General features: G+C 42.0%; 12 protein-coding genes and 1 pseudogene. 1 reads left to right on the top strand and 12 read right to left on the bottom strand.

What is annotated here, in order from left to right; all coding sequences use genetic code 11:
* Nucleotides 1-49: 49 nt before the first annotated feature.
* Nucleotides 50-547, top strand: coding sequence for a hypothetical protein (locus B3F51_RS00720; RefSeq protein WP_286944895.1), 498 nt, complete (start codon nt 50-52; stop codon nt 545-547).
* A 302-nt stretch (nt 548-849) separates the two neighbouring features.
* Here the strand turns inward: B3F51_RS00720 and B3F51_RS00715 are convergent, their stop codons facing one another.
* From B3F51_RS00715 to B3F51_RS00660, 12 genes and pseudogenes are all read right to left on the bottom strand, one after another.
* Nucleotides 850-4,800: a hypothetical protein gene (locus B3F51_RS00715; protein ID WP_286944893.1), complete on the bottom strand. Its 3,951-nt coding sequence runs from the start codon at nt 4,798-4,800 to the stop codon at nt 850-852.
* 257 nt (nt 4,801-5,057) lie between these two features.
* On the bottom strand, nt 5,058-10,655 hold the full coding sequence (locus B3F51_RS00710; protein ID WP_286944892.1) for a triple tyrosine motif-containing protein: 5,598 nt from the start codon (nt 10,653-10,655) through the stop codon (nt 5,058-5,060).
* 200 nt (nt 10,656-10,855) lie between these two features.
* Entirely contained in the window at nt 10,856-12,859 is a 2,004-nt protein-coding gene (locus B3F51_RS00705; RefSeq protein ID WP_243134771.1) for a hypothetical protein, read from the bottom strand.
* A gap of 581 nt (nt 12,860-13,440) precedes the next feature.
* The gene (locus B3F51_RS00700; protein ID WP_148637382.1) at nt 13,441-14,019 is read right to left on the bottom strand and encodes a hypothetical protein; all 579 of its coding nucleotides are present in this window, start codon (nt 14,017-14,019) and stop codon (nt 13,441-13,443) included.
* Nucleotides 13,994-14,992, bottom strand: a complete 999-nt coding sequence (locus tag B3F51_RS00695) for an AbrB/MazE/SpoVT family DNA-binding domain-containing protein (protein ID WP_148637381.1) — start codon at nt 14,990-14,992, stop codon at nt 13,994-13,996. The genes B3F51_RS00700 and B3F51_RS00695 overlap by 26 nt, the downstream gene beginning before the upstream one ends.
* Nucleotides 14,993-15,043: 51 nt before the next feature.
* Nucleotides 15,044-15,430 carry a type II toxin-antitoxin system HicB family antitoxin gene (locus B3F51_RS00690; protein WP_148637380.1) on the bottom strand — a complete coding sequence of 129 codons (387 nt, stop codon included), beginning with the start codon at nt 15,428-15,430 and terminating at the stop codon, nt 15,044-15,046.
* Nucleotides 15,431-15,461: 31 nt separating this feature from the next.
* The gene (locus tag B3F51_RS00685) at nt 15,462-15,665 is read right to left on the bottom strand and encodes a type II toxin-antitoxin system HicA family toxin (RefSeq protein ID WP_207707162.1); all 204 of its coding nucleotides are present in this window, start codon (nt 15,663-15,665) and stop codon (nt 15,462-15,464) included.
* The gene (locus B3F51_RS00680) at nt 15,646-16,404 is read right to left on the bottom strand and encodes a transposase (protein ID WP_148637561.1); all 759 of its coding nucleotides are present in this window, start codon (nt 16,402-16,404) and stop codon (nt 15,646-15,648) included. The genes B3F51_RS00685 and B3F51_RS00680 overlap by 20 nt, the downstream gene beginning before the upstream one ends.
* Before the next feature lie 58 nt (nt 16,405-16,462).
* Nucleotides 16,463-16,825, bottom strand: a complete 363-nt coding sequence (locus tag B3F51_RS00675) for a helix-turn-helix domain-containing protein (protein ID WP_148637560.1) — start codon at nt 16,823-16,825, stop codon at nt 16,463-16,465.
* A 36-nt stretch (nt 16,826-16,861) separates the two neighbouring features.
* Nucleotides 16,862-17,179: pseudogene (locus B3F51_RS00670) on the bottom strand (type II toxin-antitoxin system RelE/ParE family toxin); the annotation flags it as partial.
* Nucleotides 17,180-17,756: 577 nt separating this feature from the next.
* Nucleotides 17,757-17,993 (bottom strand): DUF2442 domain-containing protein, encoded by a 237-nt coding sequence (locus tag B3F51_RS00665; protein WP_148637378.1) that lies wholly within the window; start codon nt 17,991-17,993, stop codon nt 17,757-17,759.
* 11 nt (nt 17,994-18,004) lie between these two features.
* Nucleotides 18,005-18,271 carry a DUF4160 domain-containing protein gene (locus tag B3F51_RS00660; RefSeq protein WP_148637377.1) on the bottom strand — a complete coding sequence of 89 codons (267 nt, stop codon included), beginning with the start codon at nt 18,269-18,271 and terminating at the stop codon, nt 18,005-18,007.
* Nucleotides 18,272-19,034: the final 763 nt, after the last annotated feature.

Here is a 19,034-nt window from a genome sequence, read left to right as displayed (position 1 = left end):
CACGGCAGTTTTGCAATTACCTAAAATATAAAATAAAGAGAGGTCTATTATGAAATCAAAAAAACTGTTGTTGTTTAGCTTGATTCTTGTTTCTCTCACGGTGCTTCTTTTTACTGGCTGCACCCCTGCCGCCGAAAAAAAGGATGATTCCAAAACCGAACTGCCCAACCCGATGGTGGAGCAGGCCTCAAGCGAGGCGATTAAGGATGCAATCGGCTTTACCTTCGAAACCCTGCCAACCGGCATCACGGATGTGAAATACTTCACTATCTCTGATGACATTGCCCAGGCCAATTTTACCCTGGGTGGTGTCAACTACACGGTTCGTAAGGGTGATGTGATGATCGACAACATTGCGGGTGTTTACACCGAATTCCAGAGCGGCGAAACCAAAGCAAACGCTTCCGGGATTCCGGTTCTCTACCAGACCAACCCCGATGGCATGGGCTTAGCCACCTGGAAAACGGATAAATATACCTATTCGGTTTATTGCGAAACCGGGTTTGATCTGGCGGGGATGGAGAAAGTTGTTAATACCGTTTCTTGAAAATATATTTCGCAGATTTATGTAGGCCGCAAATAAAAGTCTGTCTTCTAACTTTATCGAATCGTCTAGTCTATCCCTAAGCTACCTTCATTTCTATTATCAGCTTGTCTTTTCCTACGATAATAAAAAGACCCTTTCCAATGTTCAAAATTAGACTTGGAAAGGGTCTTTTTTCATTAATAACGTCTGCTTAAATCATCACTCATTACATCGGGTACCAGCCTTAAGTAAAGGCCGTTACCCGATAATGTTCTTACAACTTTTCACGTCAAAAATATCGGTTAAACAACTGGTTACATTGGTTAATCAGCAATTGTTATGACTAAATCGGCTACCGTACTTATATCGGTGCTGTCATTTGACTTGATTTTAATCGTAACTGTCGCCTGACCAGATGTCCCCTTATCTACAATTTTACCATAATCAGCGCTTGACGAGTCAGTTACAAGTGACGCATCACCCGCAACACTTTTTTGCGTAAACGTCACAGTATACTTATTCACATCAAATACCACTGGAATACTACCACTTGAAATTTTTGTCTGTATACTCTCAGTCATCAATCGCTTAATTTCCGTATTGAGATTGTCGTTAACATTGAGTGCCAACCGAATACTCGTAATATTAGCCTGTCCTGTCACAATATCAGCTTTATAAATCAGGTTTTCACGTGCTGCTTTGAATGCCGCTGTCGCATTTTGGTATTCAGTTTGATCATTTTCTTTCGGATCCAGACTGACTGTCGTATAGAGCGCTGCATAATCCTTCCAGGAATTGGCAGTAAACTGATCTTCAATTTTTCGAAGGGCCTGCGAATGCGCCATTTCAACCTCAAAAGCTTTGATGTCGTCGCCTGTTGCTGCAGTTTTTAACATTTTTAGCGCAATCGGAATCATCTCCGTGGCCGTATTAATCTGACCTTGTGTTGCTTCAATCAGGTTTCTTATCGGAATTCCATTGTTGATGCAGAACTGAACATAGGCAGTATACGAGTTACTGGTATAAACATATGTATCTGGCGAGCCCTCAAGATTAACCAGAGTGGCTTTGGCTAACTGATAGGCATCAATATCCAAGCCTGTTGCATCCGAAGGCATCAGTAGTCTGATCGCCCCATCAATTACTTTTGTCGCATTGATAATATCACTCGGTGCACTACTGGCTGAAATGAGCGTTGGCACCCAGTTTCCGCTACCATCAAAACTCGCATACTCTTCAACTTTCGATTTATAATAAGTCCATGTCGGAACTGTCGCTTTTGCTTCAATCGCTCCCGGACTGATGATATTACGCTGATACAATTCAAGGGTTTCTTTAAAGGCTTTCAGCTCGACCTCATTCTGGCGAATAAGCTTTAACTGCGCCGCTTCAATCGCTGATTTTGCCGCATTTACAGCCGTCTGCAGATCATCCTTCGTTCTTACATTTGCCGAAACCACCTTCATGTAAGCCTCCCAGGAAGCCGTTGTGTAATTTTCTTTTTGAACCCGACTCAAGACTTCGTTGTAAGCTGTCATGTCCGCCCCCAACTTTAATCGACCCTGGGCATTGATAATATCATTGGTTGCCGAATCAATCTTGGCCTGAGTGTCTTCAGATGATATCAGATTATATTTTTTGAGCACACTTAAATATTCATTCCAGGTTGAAGTTGTATACTTATCTTCCTTTCCAATGTAAGCATCTCTGGCTTTTATGAAGGCCGTCATATCCCCTTTTTTCTTTAGCAGATTTCGTTGCGCTGCTGCAACCAATTCCACAGCCCGGTCTATTTCCGCCTGAGAGTTGTCAGTTGTAACAAAATAACCTTTGGCTGATATCTGTTTTTGGTAGGCACTCCAACTTTTCTCAGTAAAATCAGATTCCTTCAGCGGCACCGGATTGCTTAAATCAGCAGCATACGTTGCTAAAATATAGTTGTAACCATTTGGCAGATCGAGTCGGCCTTTCTCCATCAGTTTCATCTGGGCCCGCTCAATCTTGACTATCGCTGCGTCAATTTGCGCCTGGGATTTATCCCGATCCATTTCATTGCTACTGAGCACCTTGGCATAAACGGCCCAGGATGCAGCGGTATACTCTGTTTCCTTCATCGGTCTAAGAACTCGGGTATCACTTGTTTTATCGGGATCTTTTCCCAAGTAAATATTGTAGGTAAGCAACGTATCATAACGGCTCAGATTTCCACCTCGCAATAGTTTGTACTGGGCTTTTTTAATATTAGCTACTGCCGTATTGACCTGAGTCTGTGATTTGTCAGGATCCATGACGTTGGCATCCAGAACTTTCTGATAAGTAGCCCAGCTTGATGTGGTGTAATCACTTTCCGCCATCAAAACAATTGCTTTAGTCGACGTCGTATCATCTGGATCTTTTCCCAGATAGAGATTATATCTCAGGGCTTTGTTATACTCGGTATAATCACCGGCTCTTTCCACCAGCTTCAGGCTGGCCGCCCGCAGTTTTGTCACCGCGGCATTGATCTTAGCCTGGCCATCCTGCGGTTTAAGAAAATTGGCGTCAATTACCTTTTGATAGGTAGCCCATGAAGCTGAGGTATAGTTATCCTGATCAAGACCGATCAAGTCTTCGTATTCTTCCAGATCTTCAGCCGCTCCCTCCAGCTTTTTCTGGGCCGCTTCGATTTTTTCGGTCGCCGCATCAATGGCTTCCTGGCCATCAGCCGGAATGACTACATTGGCTGCCACTACTTTCTGGTAGGCATCCCATGAAGCCGTTGTATAGTCGGTTCGAATCACCGCATTGATGGCGGCATAGTAATAACGCATGTCTCCAGCCGGTACCAGATTCATTTGCGCTGACAAAATTTTAAGAACAGCCGCATCGATAACCTCCGGTTTGCTCATGGCATTCACTACCACTGAACGAACCTCTTTCTGATAGGCACTCCAGGACACCGTCGTATAGTCTTCTTTGTTAACTGCATCCAATACCGCCTGATAATAGGTTAAATCAGCTTTTTTCACCAACTTGCTTTGGGCTGCTTCAATATTTTTAATGGCTTTTTCTATATCGCTTTGGGTATAGGTTTCATCCACAAAATTGGCATCGACCACATCCTGATAAATCGCCCAAGTAGTTTCAATATAGTCTTCTTCTTTTACTGCGTTGAGAAGCGCATTGTAAGCGGTAAAATCAAACTTTTTGACCATTTTTTTCTGGGCTTCATCTATTTTTTTAACCGCCGCATCGACTTCCGGTTGGGTATTGTTTTCGGTCATGGCATAGGATGAGACAACGCTCTGATAAGCTAACCATGACTCTGCTGTATAGTCTTCCTCCCGAACAGCATCCAAGGTTGCCTGATACTCGGTTAGATTAACCTTCCACTGCAGTTTTTTCTGAGCTTCCAGAATATTTTTTAGAGCAGTATTGATATCAGCCTGGGAATCATCCTTCGTAACCACATTTTCAGCCACCACATCCTGATACACCGACCAAGTATCCGGGGTATAATTCACTTCCTGTACAGAGGCAAGTGCTGCATTATAGGCAGTTAAATTCTTTGCCAGCACCAGATCTTTCTGCGCTGCTGTAATGTTGGCAATGGCTTGTTTAATTTCTTCCTTACTGTTATTCTTTGTCATTACATTGGCATCGACAATTTCCTGATAATCAGCCCAGGATTCGCTGGTATATGAATAGGGATTAACTGCATTCAGCGTCGCAAGATAGGTTTCGTACTCCTCATTCACTTCGACAATTTTAATTCGGAGTCCCTCAAGTCTTAAGCCTTGCCCTGATGTTCCGGCGGTTTCACCACTCTTAAACCAGGTATCGGAGTTGTTAACATCCTTTAACCAGCCCCGGTTCTGAACCTGAACATTGTATAAAAGACGATAGCCCGGCATATTGTTGAGTACCAGCCGAATACTTTCAAGACGCAGACCCTGGCCGCTGGTTCCGGCTTCATTGCCCATGGCAAACGGACCCAAATCGCCCCTGTTCTGCACATGAACATAAGTCTGAATGCTTGCGCCTGCCGGTAGCGAGCCCGTTAATCCCACCAGTAAGGCTTCCAGTCGCTTGGATTCTCCGACGGTACCTGACAAAGCGCCATTACTTTTCCAAGTGGTTTCCCAGCCATAATCCTGAATATGAGTTTTATACTGAACTCCCGGTTCGGTAACAATTGTTGCCTGAGCGCCTTCAGCCCATACTGTCGGCGAAAAAAGCACCGAAGTCAGCAAAACAGCCGATAACATCGACGCTGTCCGTTTTTTCATTGCCATGACAAGACCTCCTTTAATTTTTCACGATCTGTCCTAAATTGCTTATATCATCGATCATTGATCGATCATCAAATCCAAATGAAATTTTTTTAATTAATTATATCATACTCTCACGATGATGTTATCGTCAAAAGAGAAAAATTCTTTAATGAATCCCGCAAATTTTCAAATCAAAACGGCTTTTCTTAAAGAAATGAGCCCCCTACCAGCATCAGCCAGTAAAGAGCTCAATTTTAATTCCATCGGCTATTCTATTATTAATCTACCACAAGACTATTCTGTATTTCACTTCTAGAAATTGTTTCATTTTTGCTATCTTTAATGTCCACATAGAAGGTATAAGTACCCGCTGTTGATGGTTTATAGGAATAGTAATAGGTTGTCGAGAAGGCCCGAATAATCGTCTCTTCGCTGTCACCTTCTTTTTTCATGGAGAACTGATAATAATAGGGTTTGATCCCCTCCTGTCCGGTAGCTGAAAGCCGGACGCTGCTGCCTAATGCCATGCTGGTTTTATTGATAGTAAAATCTTTGACCGCGGCCGTTTTGACTACCGTATAACGATTAATGGTTTTTTCAACAGAAATGGAATCTTCCTCTCCATTCTCGTTATCCGTTACCACGACAAAAAACTTATAGGTACCGGCTTCTTCCGGTTTAAAACTGATGGTACCGGGCGTCTCATCATCTTCTTCAGTGATGGGCTGGCGTTCTTCTTTCTCCAGCTGATAATAGAATTCATAGTCAAACACTCCGCTGCCGCCAGCAACGGTGGTGGTCAGGGTAACCGGTACGTCTTCATATTGTTTTCCGGTCGGCGACACGGTGAAGCTCCGGATAACCGGTGGATCGACCACCAGATAATCACTCAGTAGGGCTGTTTCTTCGTCAGAGCTACTGACAATCTTGTTGGCATCGGTAATCTCCACCTTAAAGCTATAGAGGCCGGGTTTCATGGGCCGATAGCTGACAGTCTTGGATGTGGTGGATGAACCAATTTTTTCCCAATCTGCCACATCATCTTCATCATTTAAACTGTCCCGCTGATAATAAAACTGATACTTATAAGGGGTCTTGCCACCCGTTCCGGTGGCCGTCAGCTTAATTAATGTACCGATATTCTGAGGTGTTTTCTTATCTACCACCAGACTTTTGACACTGACATCTCCCAGCACCTTAAAGCTGCTGATTTTCGCTGTTTTGCTCACATTTTTTTCATCGGTTACCTCCACAAAGAGGTTATAGGTACCGGCCTCTTCCGGAATGAACTCCGCTTGAGCCACCCGGTCCTCTTCTGATGTGGTGTCCAGATCGCCTTTCTCGGCGCCCCGGGTCCAGTAGAAGCGATAGTCCAAGTCCCCAATACCGGTATCAGAAGCCACCGTGGCTGTCAGTTCAACGGTATCCTTGACATAGACCGGTTGACCGGTTTGATCGGTTGTTAAAGTCACCACCGGGGGATTGTTGATATCAAAATCGATGCTTTCGGTGGCAGTATTGCCTTTGGCATCAGTAATCGCCACCAGCAGAATATAGGTTCCTGCGCTTGCCGGTTTAAAGGTAGCATAATTCTTTGTTTTATCGCTCGGGATCAGACATGCCGCATAATCAGTTTCATCGATTGTATCCAATTTATCTTCTCGCAGTTTCTGGTAAAAAGCATAGGTAAACGGCGCCTGTCCACCATCCGGGGTGGCTGTCAGTTTAATTTCGGTATTGATATCCTGACCAGTGGGTTTGCTGGTTTTCAGGCTTTTAACGCCGAAGGTTTTTAGCACCACAAATTTACTGCGGGTATAGGTGGCACTGGTCAAGCCAGTATTCTCATCCCTGGCACTGACATAAAAGGTGTAGGTCCCAGCGACGGGCGGTGTGAAGCTGGCCACATTCTCCGTTACATCGGCGGCATCGATGGTCTCTGATTTTGAACCGACCTTGTAGGAAAAACTATAGGTCAAATTCTCACCACCAGCCTCCGGTTTTTTGTTGGCGATTAATTTAATTTCTTCTTTTTCATAGGAACTGTTCAATTCTTCCTCTTCATCAGGATCGGTTATCACCAAACCGGTAATTATTGGTGGGTCTGTTACCGTTACTGCCAGATGCTTTTCAACCGAGTTTAAGCTGACCATACCATTTTTATCAGTGATTTCGACATAAAAAGTATAATTGCCAACTTGATCAAATTTATCAAAACTAATGGTTTTTAGTTTATTGTCCACCGGCGAAATATCGGTTTCTGCTTTGATTACATTTTCCTCATCATCTTTAATTTCATAGGAAAACTGATATGTATAGGGTGCAACCCCGCCTTTGCCGGCCGCGGTTAACTGAATCGTATCGCCAATGATCACCCCATCGGTTTTACTGGCTTTAAGACTGGTCACTTCCAGTCCGGTATTGACCTTATAGCTGGTTATTTTTTTGCTGACACTGCTGACTCCATCCGAAACTACCACTTCAAAGGTATAGGTGCCGCCCGATAAGGGTTTATATACCACCGTGGTCGGATCACTGTCGTCATCGACAATCTTCTCCTTACTGCCATTGACATAGAAGGCATAGCTTAGCAGCGCTTGACCAGAATTTTCCTGAACTTCTGCTGTTAGTGAAATATCTTCACCCGGATAAACCGCTGTGCCCTTCTCTGGCAGCACCGTGAAATCATCAATAATGGGCGGGTTCTTGATCTGATACCCGGCTATCTCCGAAACAGCCTGTTTTCCATTAGCATCGGTTACTATCACCCGCAAGGTATATAGGCCCACATCTTCAGGGGTGTAAAAAGTAAGCGCTGCTGTTTTTGCGGTCAGCTCTGCCGGGATGCTTCCTATACTTCCCGAAGCATCCTCCCATTCATAGGTATAGGTATAGGGGGATTTCCCTCCGGTTGCTGTCGCCGACAGCTTAATGGCACTGTTTATCGACGTTCCCGAAGCTTTGTCCGTTTTCAGCCCAGCCATCAGTGTTTTTAACACCACCACATTTTTCAGGATTTGGGTCGCTTTCAGCCCATCATTATCAATCACATCGATTGTCACACTGTAGGTGCCGGCTGTTTGCGGAGTAAACTCCAAGCTGTTAACATCAGTCTGTGTCACGCTCTTAACGACTTTCGTGCCATTTTTAATGGTAAAATGATATTGAATTGGTCCGGTTCCGGTTCCATCCTTAAGTGCTGCCGTAATCAGAATGGGATCGTTGACGTAAATTGCTGTTTCCGGGTCAGCTTTATTAACGGCACTGATTTTGTCAATCACCGGGCCGTTGACGATTTTGTAATTTTCAATGGTCTTGGTGGTGGTTTGGCCCTTGCCATTATCATCGGTTATTTCAACATTTAAGGTATAGGTACCCACCTGGGTTGGCTCAAATAATACGGTATTGGTGGTTGACGATGCATTCTCATCGACATCAACCGGACCGCCATCATTTAATTGATAGGTGAACTTGTAAGTATAGGGTGTTTTACCACCGCTGCCATTGGCTGTCAGCTTGATTGGGGTATTTACATTCTGGCCAGATGGTTTATCGGTCACAAAGCTTTTGGTGGCCACAGCTGCCAGAACCTTGTAGCCGGTTTGCGTTGCGGTTGTTTTTAAACCGTTATCATCGGTCACTTCAACCATAAAGCTATAATTACCGGCAATCGTTGGGGTAAAGCTGATCGATGCCTCCTTGTCATTGACATCGGGATCGGACAATTCCACCGTCTTGGAGCCCAATTTATAATAAAACCGATATTTAAAGGGAGCCGTTCCGCCGTCTACATCCGCCTGGAGGATGACTTCATCCCCGACATAGTGGGTTAATTCTTGATCAGGATTGGTTGTTATCTGGGCCAGGGGATTATCGCGGATCTCATAAACCAAAGTTGCCTGCTCCGCTTCTTTGCCATTGGCATCCCGGGCGATCACCTTGATGGTGTATTCCCCGGCTTCGTTGAGTGGCAGACTCACGGTGTTTGTTGCCACAGCCTCGCCCTGATAAATGTCTTCACCGTCGCGGTCACAGGCAAACTGATAAGTATAAGGACCCTTACCACCACTGGCTGAGGCAGTAAATTTTACGGTTGTATTACGGTTTTGAGGCGATACCTTGTCTGACTTCAGAGTTGCTGACGGTCTGGTCAGTACCGGATAATTATCCGATACAGCCTGGGCCACCACTTCACCATTTTCAATAACATCGACATAGAAGCGGTAGTTTCCGGCTGAAGGCAAAAGAAAATCGGTGACCGTCTCCGCTATCCCGGTTTCAATCGGGGTCCTGGTCTTCCCTTCATCAAGCGAATAGGCATAGGAATAGGTATAGGTGTCCTTGATACCGGAGACACTGGCATTCAGGCTGACTTGATCCTCAGGATAGGCCGGGCTGCCATCATCTTTGGCTGCTGTTAATGTAACAACCGGAGTAATTATCATGTTTTCGATGATCGCCGGTGTTTCGGGAGCAATCTCGGAAACAATTTTGCCACTGCCATTTTTTATTTCCAGGTAAAGATCATAAATGCCGGCCTTGAGTGGGGTAAAACTGGCTGTCGCTGCCGTTGAAAAATCCTGAATTGGTATTTCTCCGCCATCTTCAAAGATCGCAAAAAAACGATACTGGTAGGCCGTTTTCCCACCGGAACCTTCGGCATTCAGAAGAATGGTCGTGCCAATGGGATGGGTCTGGGAATTATCCGGTGACGCCGTAAATGATTTAATGGCCAGATCATCCACAATGCTATAGTTTAGAATCTCACTTTTGGCCGTCCGTCCCTGCTGATCAGTCACTTCCACATAAAGATTATAAAGGCCCGGGGTATCCGGTCTAAAGGTGGCTTGGGGGAGTACTGAATCATCCAGTACCTGGGTTTCTTCACCAGTGGTATAGTAAAAGCGATAGTTGAGTGTACCACTGCCGGTATTGGCAACTGTGTCGACCGTCAGTAGGATTTCACTGTCATAATATTGGGGCGAAGCCTTGCTGGCCTTAAAACCATTTTCGGCAATCACTGGTTCATTGGTCACGATAATATTCTCATACGTCTTTTGAGCGGTCTTGCCATTTTCATCTTTTGCTCTGACATAAAAAGTATAGGTACCAGCTGTATCCGGTGTAAAAGCAACTGAACTCAAAGCCGTATCGCTGGCAATGTTATTGGTGGACTCCGTTTTATCAATATTGATCCGATCCCAGAAATAATCGTATCTGATTGCCCCGGCTCCTCCGGACGTAGTTGCCGTCAATGTAATCGGATTGCCAACAGCAATTTCACTGGCCGGTGAGACTTGAAAATCATCCACTGTCAGAAACTCAATCTCATGAAAATTGAGATCCGCTTCATAGGCATAGTCATCAGCCGGTGAATCTTTCACGCCATATATTTCTACCGGACTGCCTGCAAACATCCCAAAGCCCCACATCTTTACCGATTTGGGAATGCTGACTTTCACCAGTTTTTCGCAATTTCCAAAGGTCGGATTGCCTAAGTTGGAATAAATATCGGTCATGGAAGTCGGCAGTTCAATTTCCATCAGGTCGTCACAATTGTTGAAGGCCCCCTCTTTGAGATATAGCAGATTATTGGAAAATTCTACGCTGGTGATCACCTGGTCTTTAAAAACATCGCTACCAATGCCCACGACTTTTTTTCCGGCCAATGTATCCGGAATTTCAACAGCGGCTCCACCACTACCTATATCATAGCCTGTGATCTCAACTCCACCATCAACCTCTGTCCAGGTGAAAATCTCTTGAGCCGCCACTTTCATGGACACATCTTCTGCCAATAGATTAAGCGGCATTGATGTCAATACCATCATAAATACCAGCATTATACTCAGCCATCGATTGATCCGTTTTATCATCCCTTTTTCCCCCTTAAAACTTTTTATATTTGCATTGCAAGCGTTTATTTTGATTATAGCACATATTCATGGTACATGAATGTATTATCGACATTTTTAATCAATTTATTAGTATTTTTTCTCATAAAAATAAAAGTGCAATTGCTGTTTCATCCTCAGCAATTGCACAAATAAGTTATACATTCAATTTTGTTTAGTTTTTATGGATTAATGAAGATATCCAAATTGGCCGTTGTCCCAGCTGCACCGCCATCAAGGGGAGTGATTGTAAAGGTGACCGTTGCCACCGTATTGCCTTCATCGGTGATTAAACCCGTGGTCGGATTAATCACTGCGGTACCGCTGTCAATCCGGTTAAAGGTGATGGTATAATCGGTTTTATCGATTCCCGCTGCGGTAATCATATCAGCCGCCCGGGTCAGAATATTATCTCCAACCTTGCGCACCCCAAAATTAGTTGAATTGATCTTGGCTTTGCTGATCACATAAGCACCGGTATAAACCAGATTGTTTTGAGCCGCTAAAATTTTTGCTGTTGCTGCATCGACCGCTGACTGGATATTATCGGGGGTCACCACATTTGCCGTCACCACTGTTTGATAGGCCGACCAGGAAGCCGCTGTATAATTCCCCTGAGATACTGCCGTCAGTGCCGCATTATAAGCAGTCAGATCCGAGCCTTTAACCAGAATCGACTGCTGCAGGGCAATCAGAGTTGCAGTATAACTGTCCACTACACTTTGAGCATACCCTTTTAGGGTATCGGCAGCAATTTCCACAATAGCCTTGACCTGGCTGTTATTGTTATAGGCTGTAAAAGAAGCCGTGGTATACGGGCCATCACTGATTTTAATATTCTTGGCGGCATTAAACGCCGTCAGATCGGCAGTTGCAATCAGTTTTGTAATATAGCTGTTTATGTCAACCGTCGCCGCATCAATCGTCGCTTGTGCCGTTTCTTTGGTAATCACATCATATACCCATTGACCGTCTGTCAGTGTACCGTAGCTCTCACACTTTTCTGTATAGCTATTCCAGGTACTCGACGTATATGGCGCATTAGCCGCATCTGGACCATACTGAACATATAAAGCAATTGCTTTATTGAAATTTGTTAAATCAGAATAAAGCACCAGACTCTTCTGCGCTGCCAAAATTTTAGCTGTTGCGGCGTCGACTTCGGTCTGGGTATTCATGTTTGTAACCACATTGGCATCCACCACAGCCTTATATGCCGTCCAACCCGACTTGACCATATCCTGGGTCACGGCTGCCAAAGCAGCTTCATAGTTTGTTAAATCTGCCAGTTTGAACAGATTTTTCTGAGCTTTAATGATTGCAATAGTCGCTGCATCCACTTCGGCCTGGGTGTTTTCTTCGGTTACCACATTGGCTTCTACCACAGCTTGATAGATCGCCCAGGATTCTGCCGAATAGTCGGCTTCTTTAGCGCTTTCCAGCACGTCATTATAAATGGTCAGGTCTGCTTTTTTGACCAGGCTCAGCTGTGCTTTTTCAATGGCCATTGTTGCTTCAGTAATTTTATTGGCTATATCCGCTTTTGTTACAACATTAGCATTCACCACAACCTGATACACCGTCCAGGAAGCACTGGTATAATCTGCTTCATTAACATTTGCCAAAGCCGCCTGATAGGCATCAAATGCGATTTTCACTGGGGTTTCAACAATTTGAATTTCAATGGCTTCCAGCCTCAGACCCTTACCTTCTGATCCAGACAAAGCGCCATCGGCTACCCAACCCTGAGCCCAGCCTTGATTTTGAATATGTGTACGATATTTGACTGAATAATCCGCAGCATCTGTGCCGGTCAGTTTGATTTCAATGGCTTCCAGCCGCAGACCCTCTCCCACAGAACCGGCCAGATCACCGTTTGACACCCAACCCTGGAACCAGCCCTTGTTCTGAATATGAGTCTGGTATTGTATTCCTAAACCATCCGGCACATCTCCCGATAATTCAATCTCAATTCCTTCTAAACGAAGACCTTTGCCTTCTGAACCAGAAAGGCTGCCGTCGTGCATCCAGCCCTGAGTCCAGCCCTCGTTTTCAATATGAGTACGGTAAGCCACACCAAAAGCCATGTCTGATGTTGTATCTGTTTCTTCGGCAAAGACACCGGTTGGCAAGCCCATGATCATCATGCACATACCTACGATAATACCTATCCTTAGTTTTTTCACATTGTACCTCCGTTTATATTTGTTTTATGTTTCTCTTCATGTTAGCTCCTCCTTAGAATTTTACACCTTAATGCCCTTTTTTGCAATCTAAGTTTGACAGACTCTTAAATATTGAAATTCTAACACAGATACCATTGGCACCTGCGTCGCAATTGGCTGGTTAGATCGGGTGGCACTATAGTCCGGAACGCTCCTGTCACGGCTGTAAACGCTAAATCAATTTGGAGAGAAAAGATTCCCCCATATTTTCCAGCCACTTCAAGAACTTAAAAAGACGACCCGAGTCCCGAAGAACCCGAATCGTCTCTATTCACTGTTTCTAAACCAACCAAAGTAAGAAACTGTGATAAAATTCTTACTTATTGTTCTTTTATCGTATTTTCGATTATTCGTTTCCCGATTCCCAGCACCCTACTCAATTGCCGAATGCTACAACTCGTTTCCTTATGTATTATCCGTTTCTAATAGATTCAGTTTTTCCAAGACTGCCTGTTGAAATGTCTCATTGGTCATGTTCTCGCCTGCCTTTGAAAAATTTGTTATTCAAAATTACTTTACTATCATTATGCACCATCTCAAAGCTAAATAGAATCCATTTTCTTAAACGCTGTTTTGATACGGTTTTCTAAGTCAATTGGGTGATATCTTTCAGATTCTTTTTTCAGATAATTTGATACTATCGCTAGTTGCCCTGTTGTCAATTCATGATACTGATTCTCAATGGCATGCAGCATAAAATCACGACTTTTATCCATTACTTCGAAAAGCAAGTATTCGTCCTCATTTTTATAACCTGCCCCACTATCAATAGCAAAATCTAGGCTTGTAATTATAGCCACATATAAATACAACTTTTCCAGGAGACTGTTTGTATTTTCTGAATGCTCCAATAATTTACTGCTGAGCAATACTAAATAATCTACATCGGGAATCTTCCTGCTAATTTCGCATGTGACGCTTTCTTTATAATCATCAATTGACTCTTCTACAGAAAGTTGTCTCTTCACCAATTTCAAATGAACTTCTCTTCTGAAGCTAAAATCTTTTAACATTCTGTCAATTATCAGTTCCGAAAGATTTTCTTTAGAATGACTCAATAAAAACTGTTTCCAGTTCTCACGATCCTCAAATGTTTCAATCCACTCTTTCACTTCCTTCATTTTCCACCTCATATGAAGTTGAAATCAACTTGATGAACTCATTATATTCATCCTGATCGTCAAAACTTTTATCAAAAAATTTTCCATCTTTGTATCCGTAAACTATTAAATCGCTACCAACAGTTTTATAAAAAAAGCTATCGTATTTACGTTCAAGATAACCTTCAAACCAGCCTTCGAGATATCCATAACAATTTTTGATCATATATTTTATTTCTTCTTTTGTGAAATCTTCAAAGGGACTGTAACACTTACTTCTATCAAGATTTTCATTTATTGGTATAATTTTTGCAAGTTCATAATCTATAGCACCTCTGAGATCGTGAACAATCATCAGATATCCAAGATTTTCTTTTTCATCAGAAAATCTCAGTAAAAAATGAAAGCAAAAAGAGCACTTATAGCCATCTCCAATCCCCTGTTCATCATTTGGACCAAAAATATCTTCAAGAGTCACAAACATTTTCGAAAATAATAACTTCTTATGCAAATTTAATAATGACATCTGCCAAATAAAATCATTCATTTCTATCATTACCGCACGTTTTGCGAGAGCCAAAAACTGTGGCCTAGCAAGGCGAATCATATGAACTTGTCGATCATTCCCAGTAGATATTGTAATAGAATTGTTTTTTATTGGATACATCAGTTCAATGTCTAATTTTTTTAGGATTCCGTCAATATACTGATAATTCTTCTCAAATTTATTTTTCTTATTTTCCTCAAGACGTTCTCCGCGGATTTCTTTAACCAAATTCACAACGTTTTCTTCTGTTTTTAGATTAAGCCGTTCCCCTTCTCCCTGAAAAGCATTCTGAACTTGTTCGAGAGCCAGCATGACAGAATCAGCTAACACGATATAACCGTCTTTTTCAATGAAAGCCACCTTGTCACCTTCTTTGAGATTCATTTTTTTTCGAATATTAATTGGAATGGTGATTTGACCATCTGACATAACTTTTGCTAAATCCATTTAACACCTCTTTTAACCCTACTTTATCTACTATTTAATCAACTAGAACATCTATGCAATATGCAGTTTTTCCATAAGTGCTTTTTGTAGTGTTTGAGAAAAATTAATGCTGTTCTTTTCAGCCATGTTATTGAGCCAATCGGGGATGGTTAAGGTCTTTTTCATAGCTCTAGCAGATTTTACATCTTGAGTTATATCACAGGCGACGAGACTTGTGAATGAATCATCTTCAGCAACGATACTTTTAATATCAGAAGCTGGCTTAATCTCTTCTTCATCTTCGATTAATGATGCCAGATACAACCCTAAAGCTTCCTGGGCTTCTTCCATCACTTCACCAATACTTTCGCCAACAGTCTGGCAACCAGGAAGATCTGGAAACTCTACCCAATAGGCACCATCTTCTTCATGAAAAATCGCTGGGTATGCACTTAACATTTTAATTACCTCCTTGGTATTGGTGACAAGGCTATTTCAGCCCTGTCCTTTTGAGAATTGTTTTTAGTAAGCCAGTTGGGACGTCTTTTCCATGAACAGGGATAATCTCGGTTTTACCATTTTTCTTCATGACATGATGGCTCCCTTTGATTCGTTCTTCGACCCATCCATTTTTCTCAAGTAATTTGAGTATGTCTCTAGGAGCCGTTGTTTTGTTATAATTTTCGGATAACACCAAAGCTAATCCCTGTCAAGCGTTCAATCTGCCTGATGGATAACCCTTGTTGTTTGCATATCCTGATTAAATCGTTGCGCAATTCCTTATTAAAGCTCTGTATTTCAATCGGATTTTGTACAGAAGCAATATCTTTGATAAACGCTTTTGCTTCCGAATCATTCCATCTAATGTAATCATCATATTCTAAAACGTGGGTATCAATTTTATCAGCGCTAAATTCTTTAAATAAACCGATTGCCTTTTGACTATCATTGGAAAATATTCCAAGCCCTGTTTCAACATTACAAATATTTTTTCTGTTTGTGTATTCGTTATAACTGCACCAGCGATACTCTGATAGCTCTTTTGTAATACCTGCTTTCAAGGGGTTGTGATGAATGTAACGAATTACTGTTAAAAAATAGCCATCATCTTCTACGGCTTCACTTTTATACCGATCCTGAAACAAGTGTCCTCGCCGATTATATTTCAAGTTATACCAATAAACATAACTAGATCCGATTCGTTTAAATACCGTTCCCAAATCCTCATTGCCTTCTTTTATTAGCAAATGAACATGATTGCTCATTAAACAATAAGCATAAATTTCAATTCCACTCGTCTCTTTTTGTCTAGTTAGCGACTCCAAGAATTGAATATAGTCTTCTGTATCTTCAAAAATAATTTGGCGGTTGATTCCTCTCATGATTATATGATAGATCCCAGTGCTACTTCTCGTTCGTGCTTTTCTCGGCATATCCAATTCTCACTCACCTTCAATTTACAATAGAACCGTCCCTTTGTGCTATTTGTACTTATCTCATGGGTTTTTGCCTGAATGTGCTGCCTTTTTTAAATGTTCTCAAACGAATGTTTCGAGGGTGTTTTTCTTCAATTGGCACAATAGCCAGAGTTTTGCCAAGTGGTCTTAGTATTTTTAAAATGGTCATTAATTGGGGATCAGTTGTGCCTTTTTCCATTCTGGCAATGACGGGTTGCTTAACACCACTGGCTTCTTCCAACTGCTTTTGAGTGATTCCCTGATCATTTCTGGCGCGAATTAATTCGCTTATTAATGCTACTCTCAAATCAGATTCCATTATTTCTTGCGGGGTGAATGTTCTTTTCTCAAATTCATCCCAGCTTGATCCAATGGGACTTACTTTTGTTTTACTCATTTTCAATACTCTTTCAACAAAATCTTTCATATTCCGTTTCGCTTGTTCAATTTCTCGTTTAGGCGTTTTCTGTACCTTCTTCATGAAATAATGTAGGAGAATAAAGCGATTTCCATCCCAACCAATAAATTAAATGCGATCCCTTAATGGTCTTAATTCCCAAATTTCACCCTCTATGTGTTTGACATAAGGCTCACCAGCTCTTGTTCCATGTTCTTTTAGTATCTTCATGTAGTCTCTGATTTTATTCAGTTTAATCCGGCTATCCTTGTCATTTTTGCTTGCTAATTCTTCTAAATACTGCAACACTGGCTCTTTACCATTTTTGTCACAATAAAATTCTATTTTGTACATACACGTTTATTACCTTTCAATCATGACTTAATTATAACTCTTAAGTTATAACATTGCAACATATTTTGGTTATTTATATTTTTCGACACAACCATCAAAGTAATAATATGTATTTGAAGTGTTGGTTTATTCAGGGAACCGATGATTGTGGGGAAATCTAGAACGATTTTCTGAAAAATCAGTTATGGCCACATTAGTTTGATCCTTTTTTCCCGACAGTCCCGACAATGGTGACAACTATCATTGGACACTAACACCGAAACTATTGGTACCATGTCCGAATTGGGTGGCTCTGACATCAGATCGACTGGCACTGTAGCCCGGAATCATTTGAACAAAATTTGCCTGACACGACTGTCGGCACTGACGGCAATTCGGAGAAAAAAAATAGACTGGTTGGAGAATTCAAATTCTTCAGCGAGTTTAGCTGGGCAAAAACTGGCCAACAAATTGGAAACAGACAAAAGCTGGAAACCTGAGCCACCAGCTAAATCTTTTCCAGACAGTTTGCTCAATATTTTTCAGCCAGCAAAGTGCACAATAGAACCGTCCCCTTGTGCTAAGTCCCCTTGTGCTACTAACATGCTTTGCTCTTTTCGAATAAAAACTCTGGGTCAAGATCCGCTTGATTGCACCATTCAATACTGTCAAATCTAACACGTACGGTCTTAAATTTCTCCTCATTCTTTAACTCTTGAAAAATACCCTTATCCAAATATGGACTGACATCGAATATTCTCTTTTCACCATTTTCAAAAGTTAAGAGTAACTTATAATCATTTAAAGGTTCTACATCAATAACTGCTAAATACATTATTCGACCTCCTATTTTAATGGATCAATTTTGTATGGAAGCTCACTATTCATTGCCAGCATCCAATCTGCAAGTAGTTCTTCCTGTCTTAGCTCAGCCCATGCTAAAACAAGCTTAAGCTGTTTCTTTGGCAAATTGCCTTCTTTTAATTCACAAGTTTTAATGTCAATAATGGCCTTGTATTCCCCATAATACGCATGAAAATGTGGCGGATTATGTTCTTCTGGCGCACAAAACATCCGAATGATAATTCCATAAAACATACTAATTGTCGGCATTATTATTGTCCTTTCACGTTCACTACTATTTTTTCATTTTTTTTCGAATTGACAACACACGAACACAACCAGTAACTTATTACAATGAAGGTGATACCTTTAAACATGTTTTTCTTTTCTTTATTTTATCACCTCAATCCTTGAATAGCAATGACATCTCAATGGAATCATCGTCTCATTCATTAGTTTCATACTGATTTCCTCCAAAAATGTATTAAAGACCATTGACTACTTAAGCCAATGATCTTCAAAATTATAATATCTATTTAAGATGGGAGTTTGATTCAGGGAACCGATGATTGTGGGGAAATCTGGAACGTTTTTCTGGGGAAGCGGTGATGATCACATTAGTTTGATTCGTTTTTCCCGACAGTACCGACAATGGTGACAACTATCATTGGAATCTGACACCGAAACTATTGGTACCATGTCCGAATTGGGTGGCTCTGACATCAGATCGACTGGCACTGTAGTCCGGATTGGGTGGCTCTGACATCGGATCGACTGGCACTCCTGTCTGGATTGAATGGCGCTTTCGTCAGATCGATTGGCTCTGGAGTCCGGAACGATCACAACTTAAATTCGCCTGACACAACTGTCGGCACTGACGGCAATTTGGGGAGAAAATATTTGTGGCACTTATTGATTTATAATTAAAACTGACCCACCATTAACGGTTAAAATTGACCCACCTCGAAAGAAAGATCCTGGTTTAATTGACACCGAAGCATAGAAATTTGACACTGTGAATTGACCCACCTCA

The organism is Acetobacterium sp. UBA5834, assembly GCF_002435675.1.
Lineage (GTDB): Bacteria > Bacillota > Clostridia > Eubacteriales > Eubacteriaceae > Acetobacterium > Acetobacterium wieringae.
Note: the sequence above shows the minus strand (reverse complement) of the source record. Positions and strands in the feature narration are given on the sequence as shown.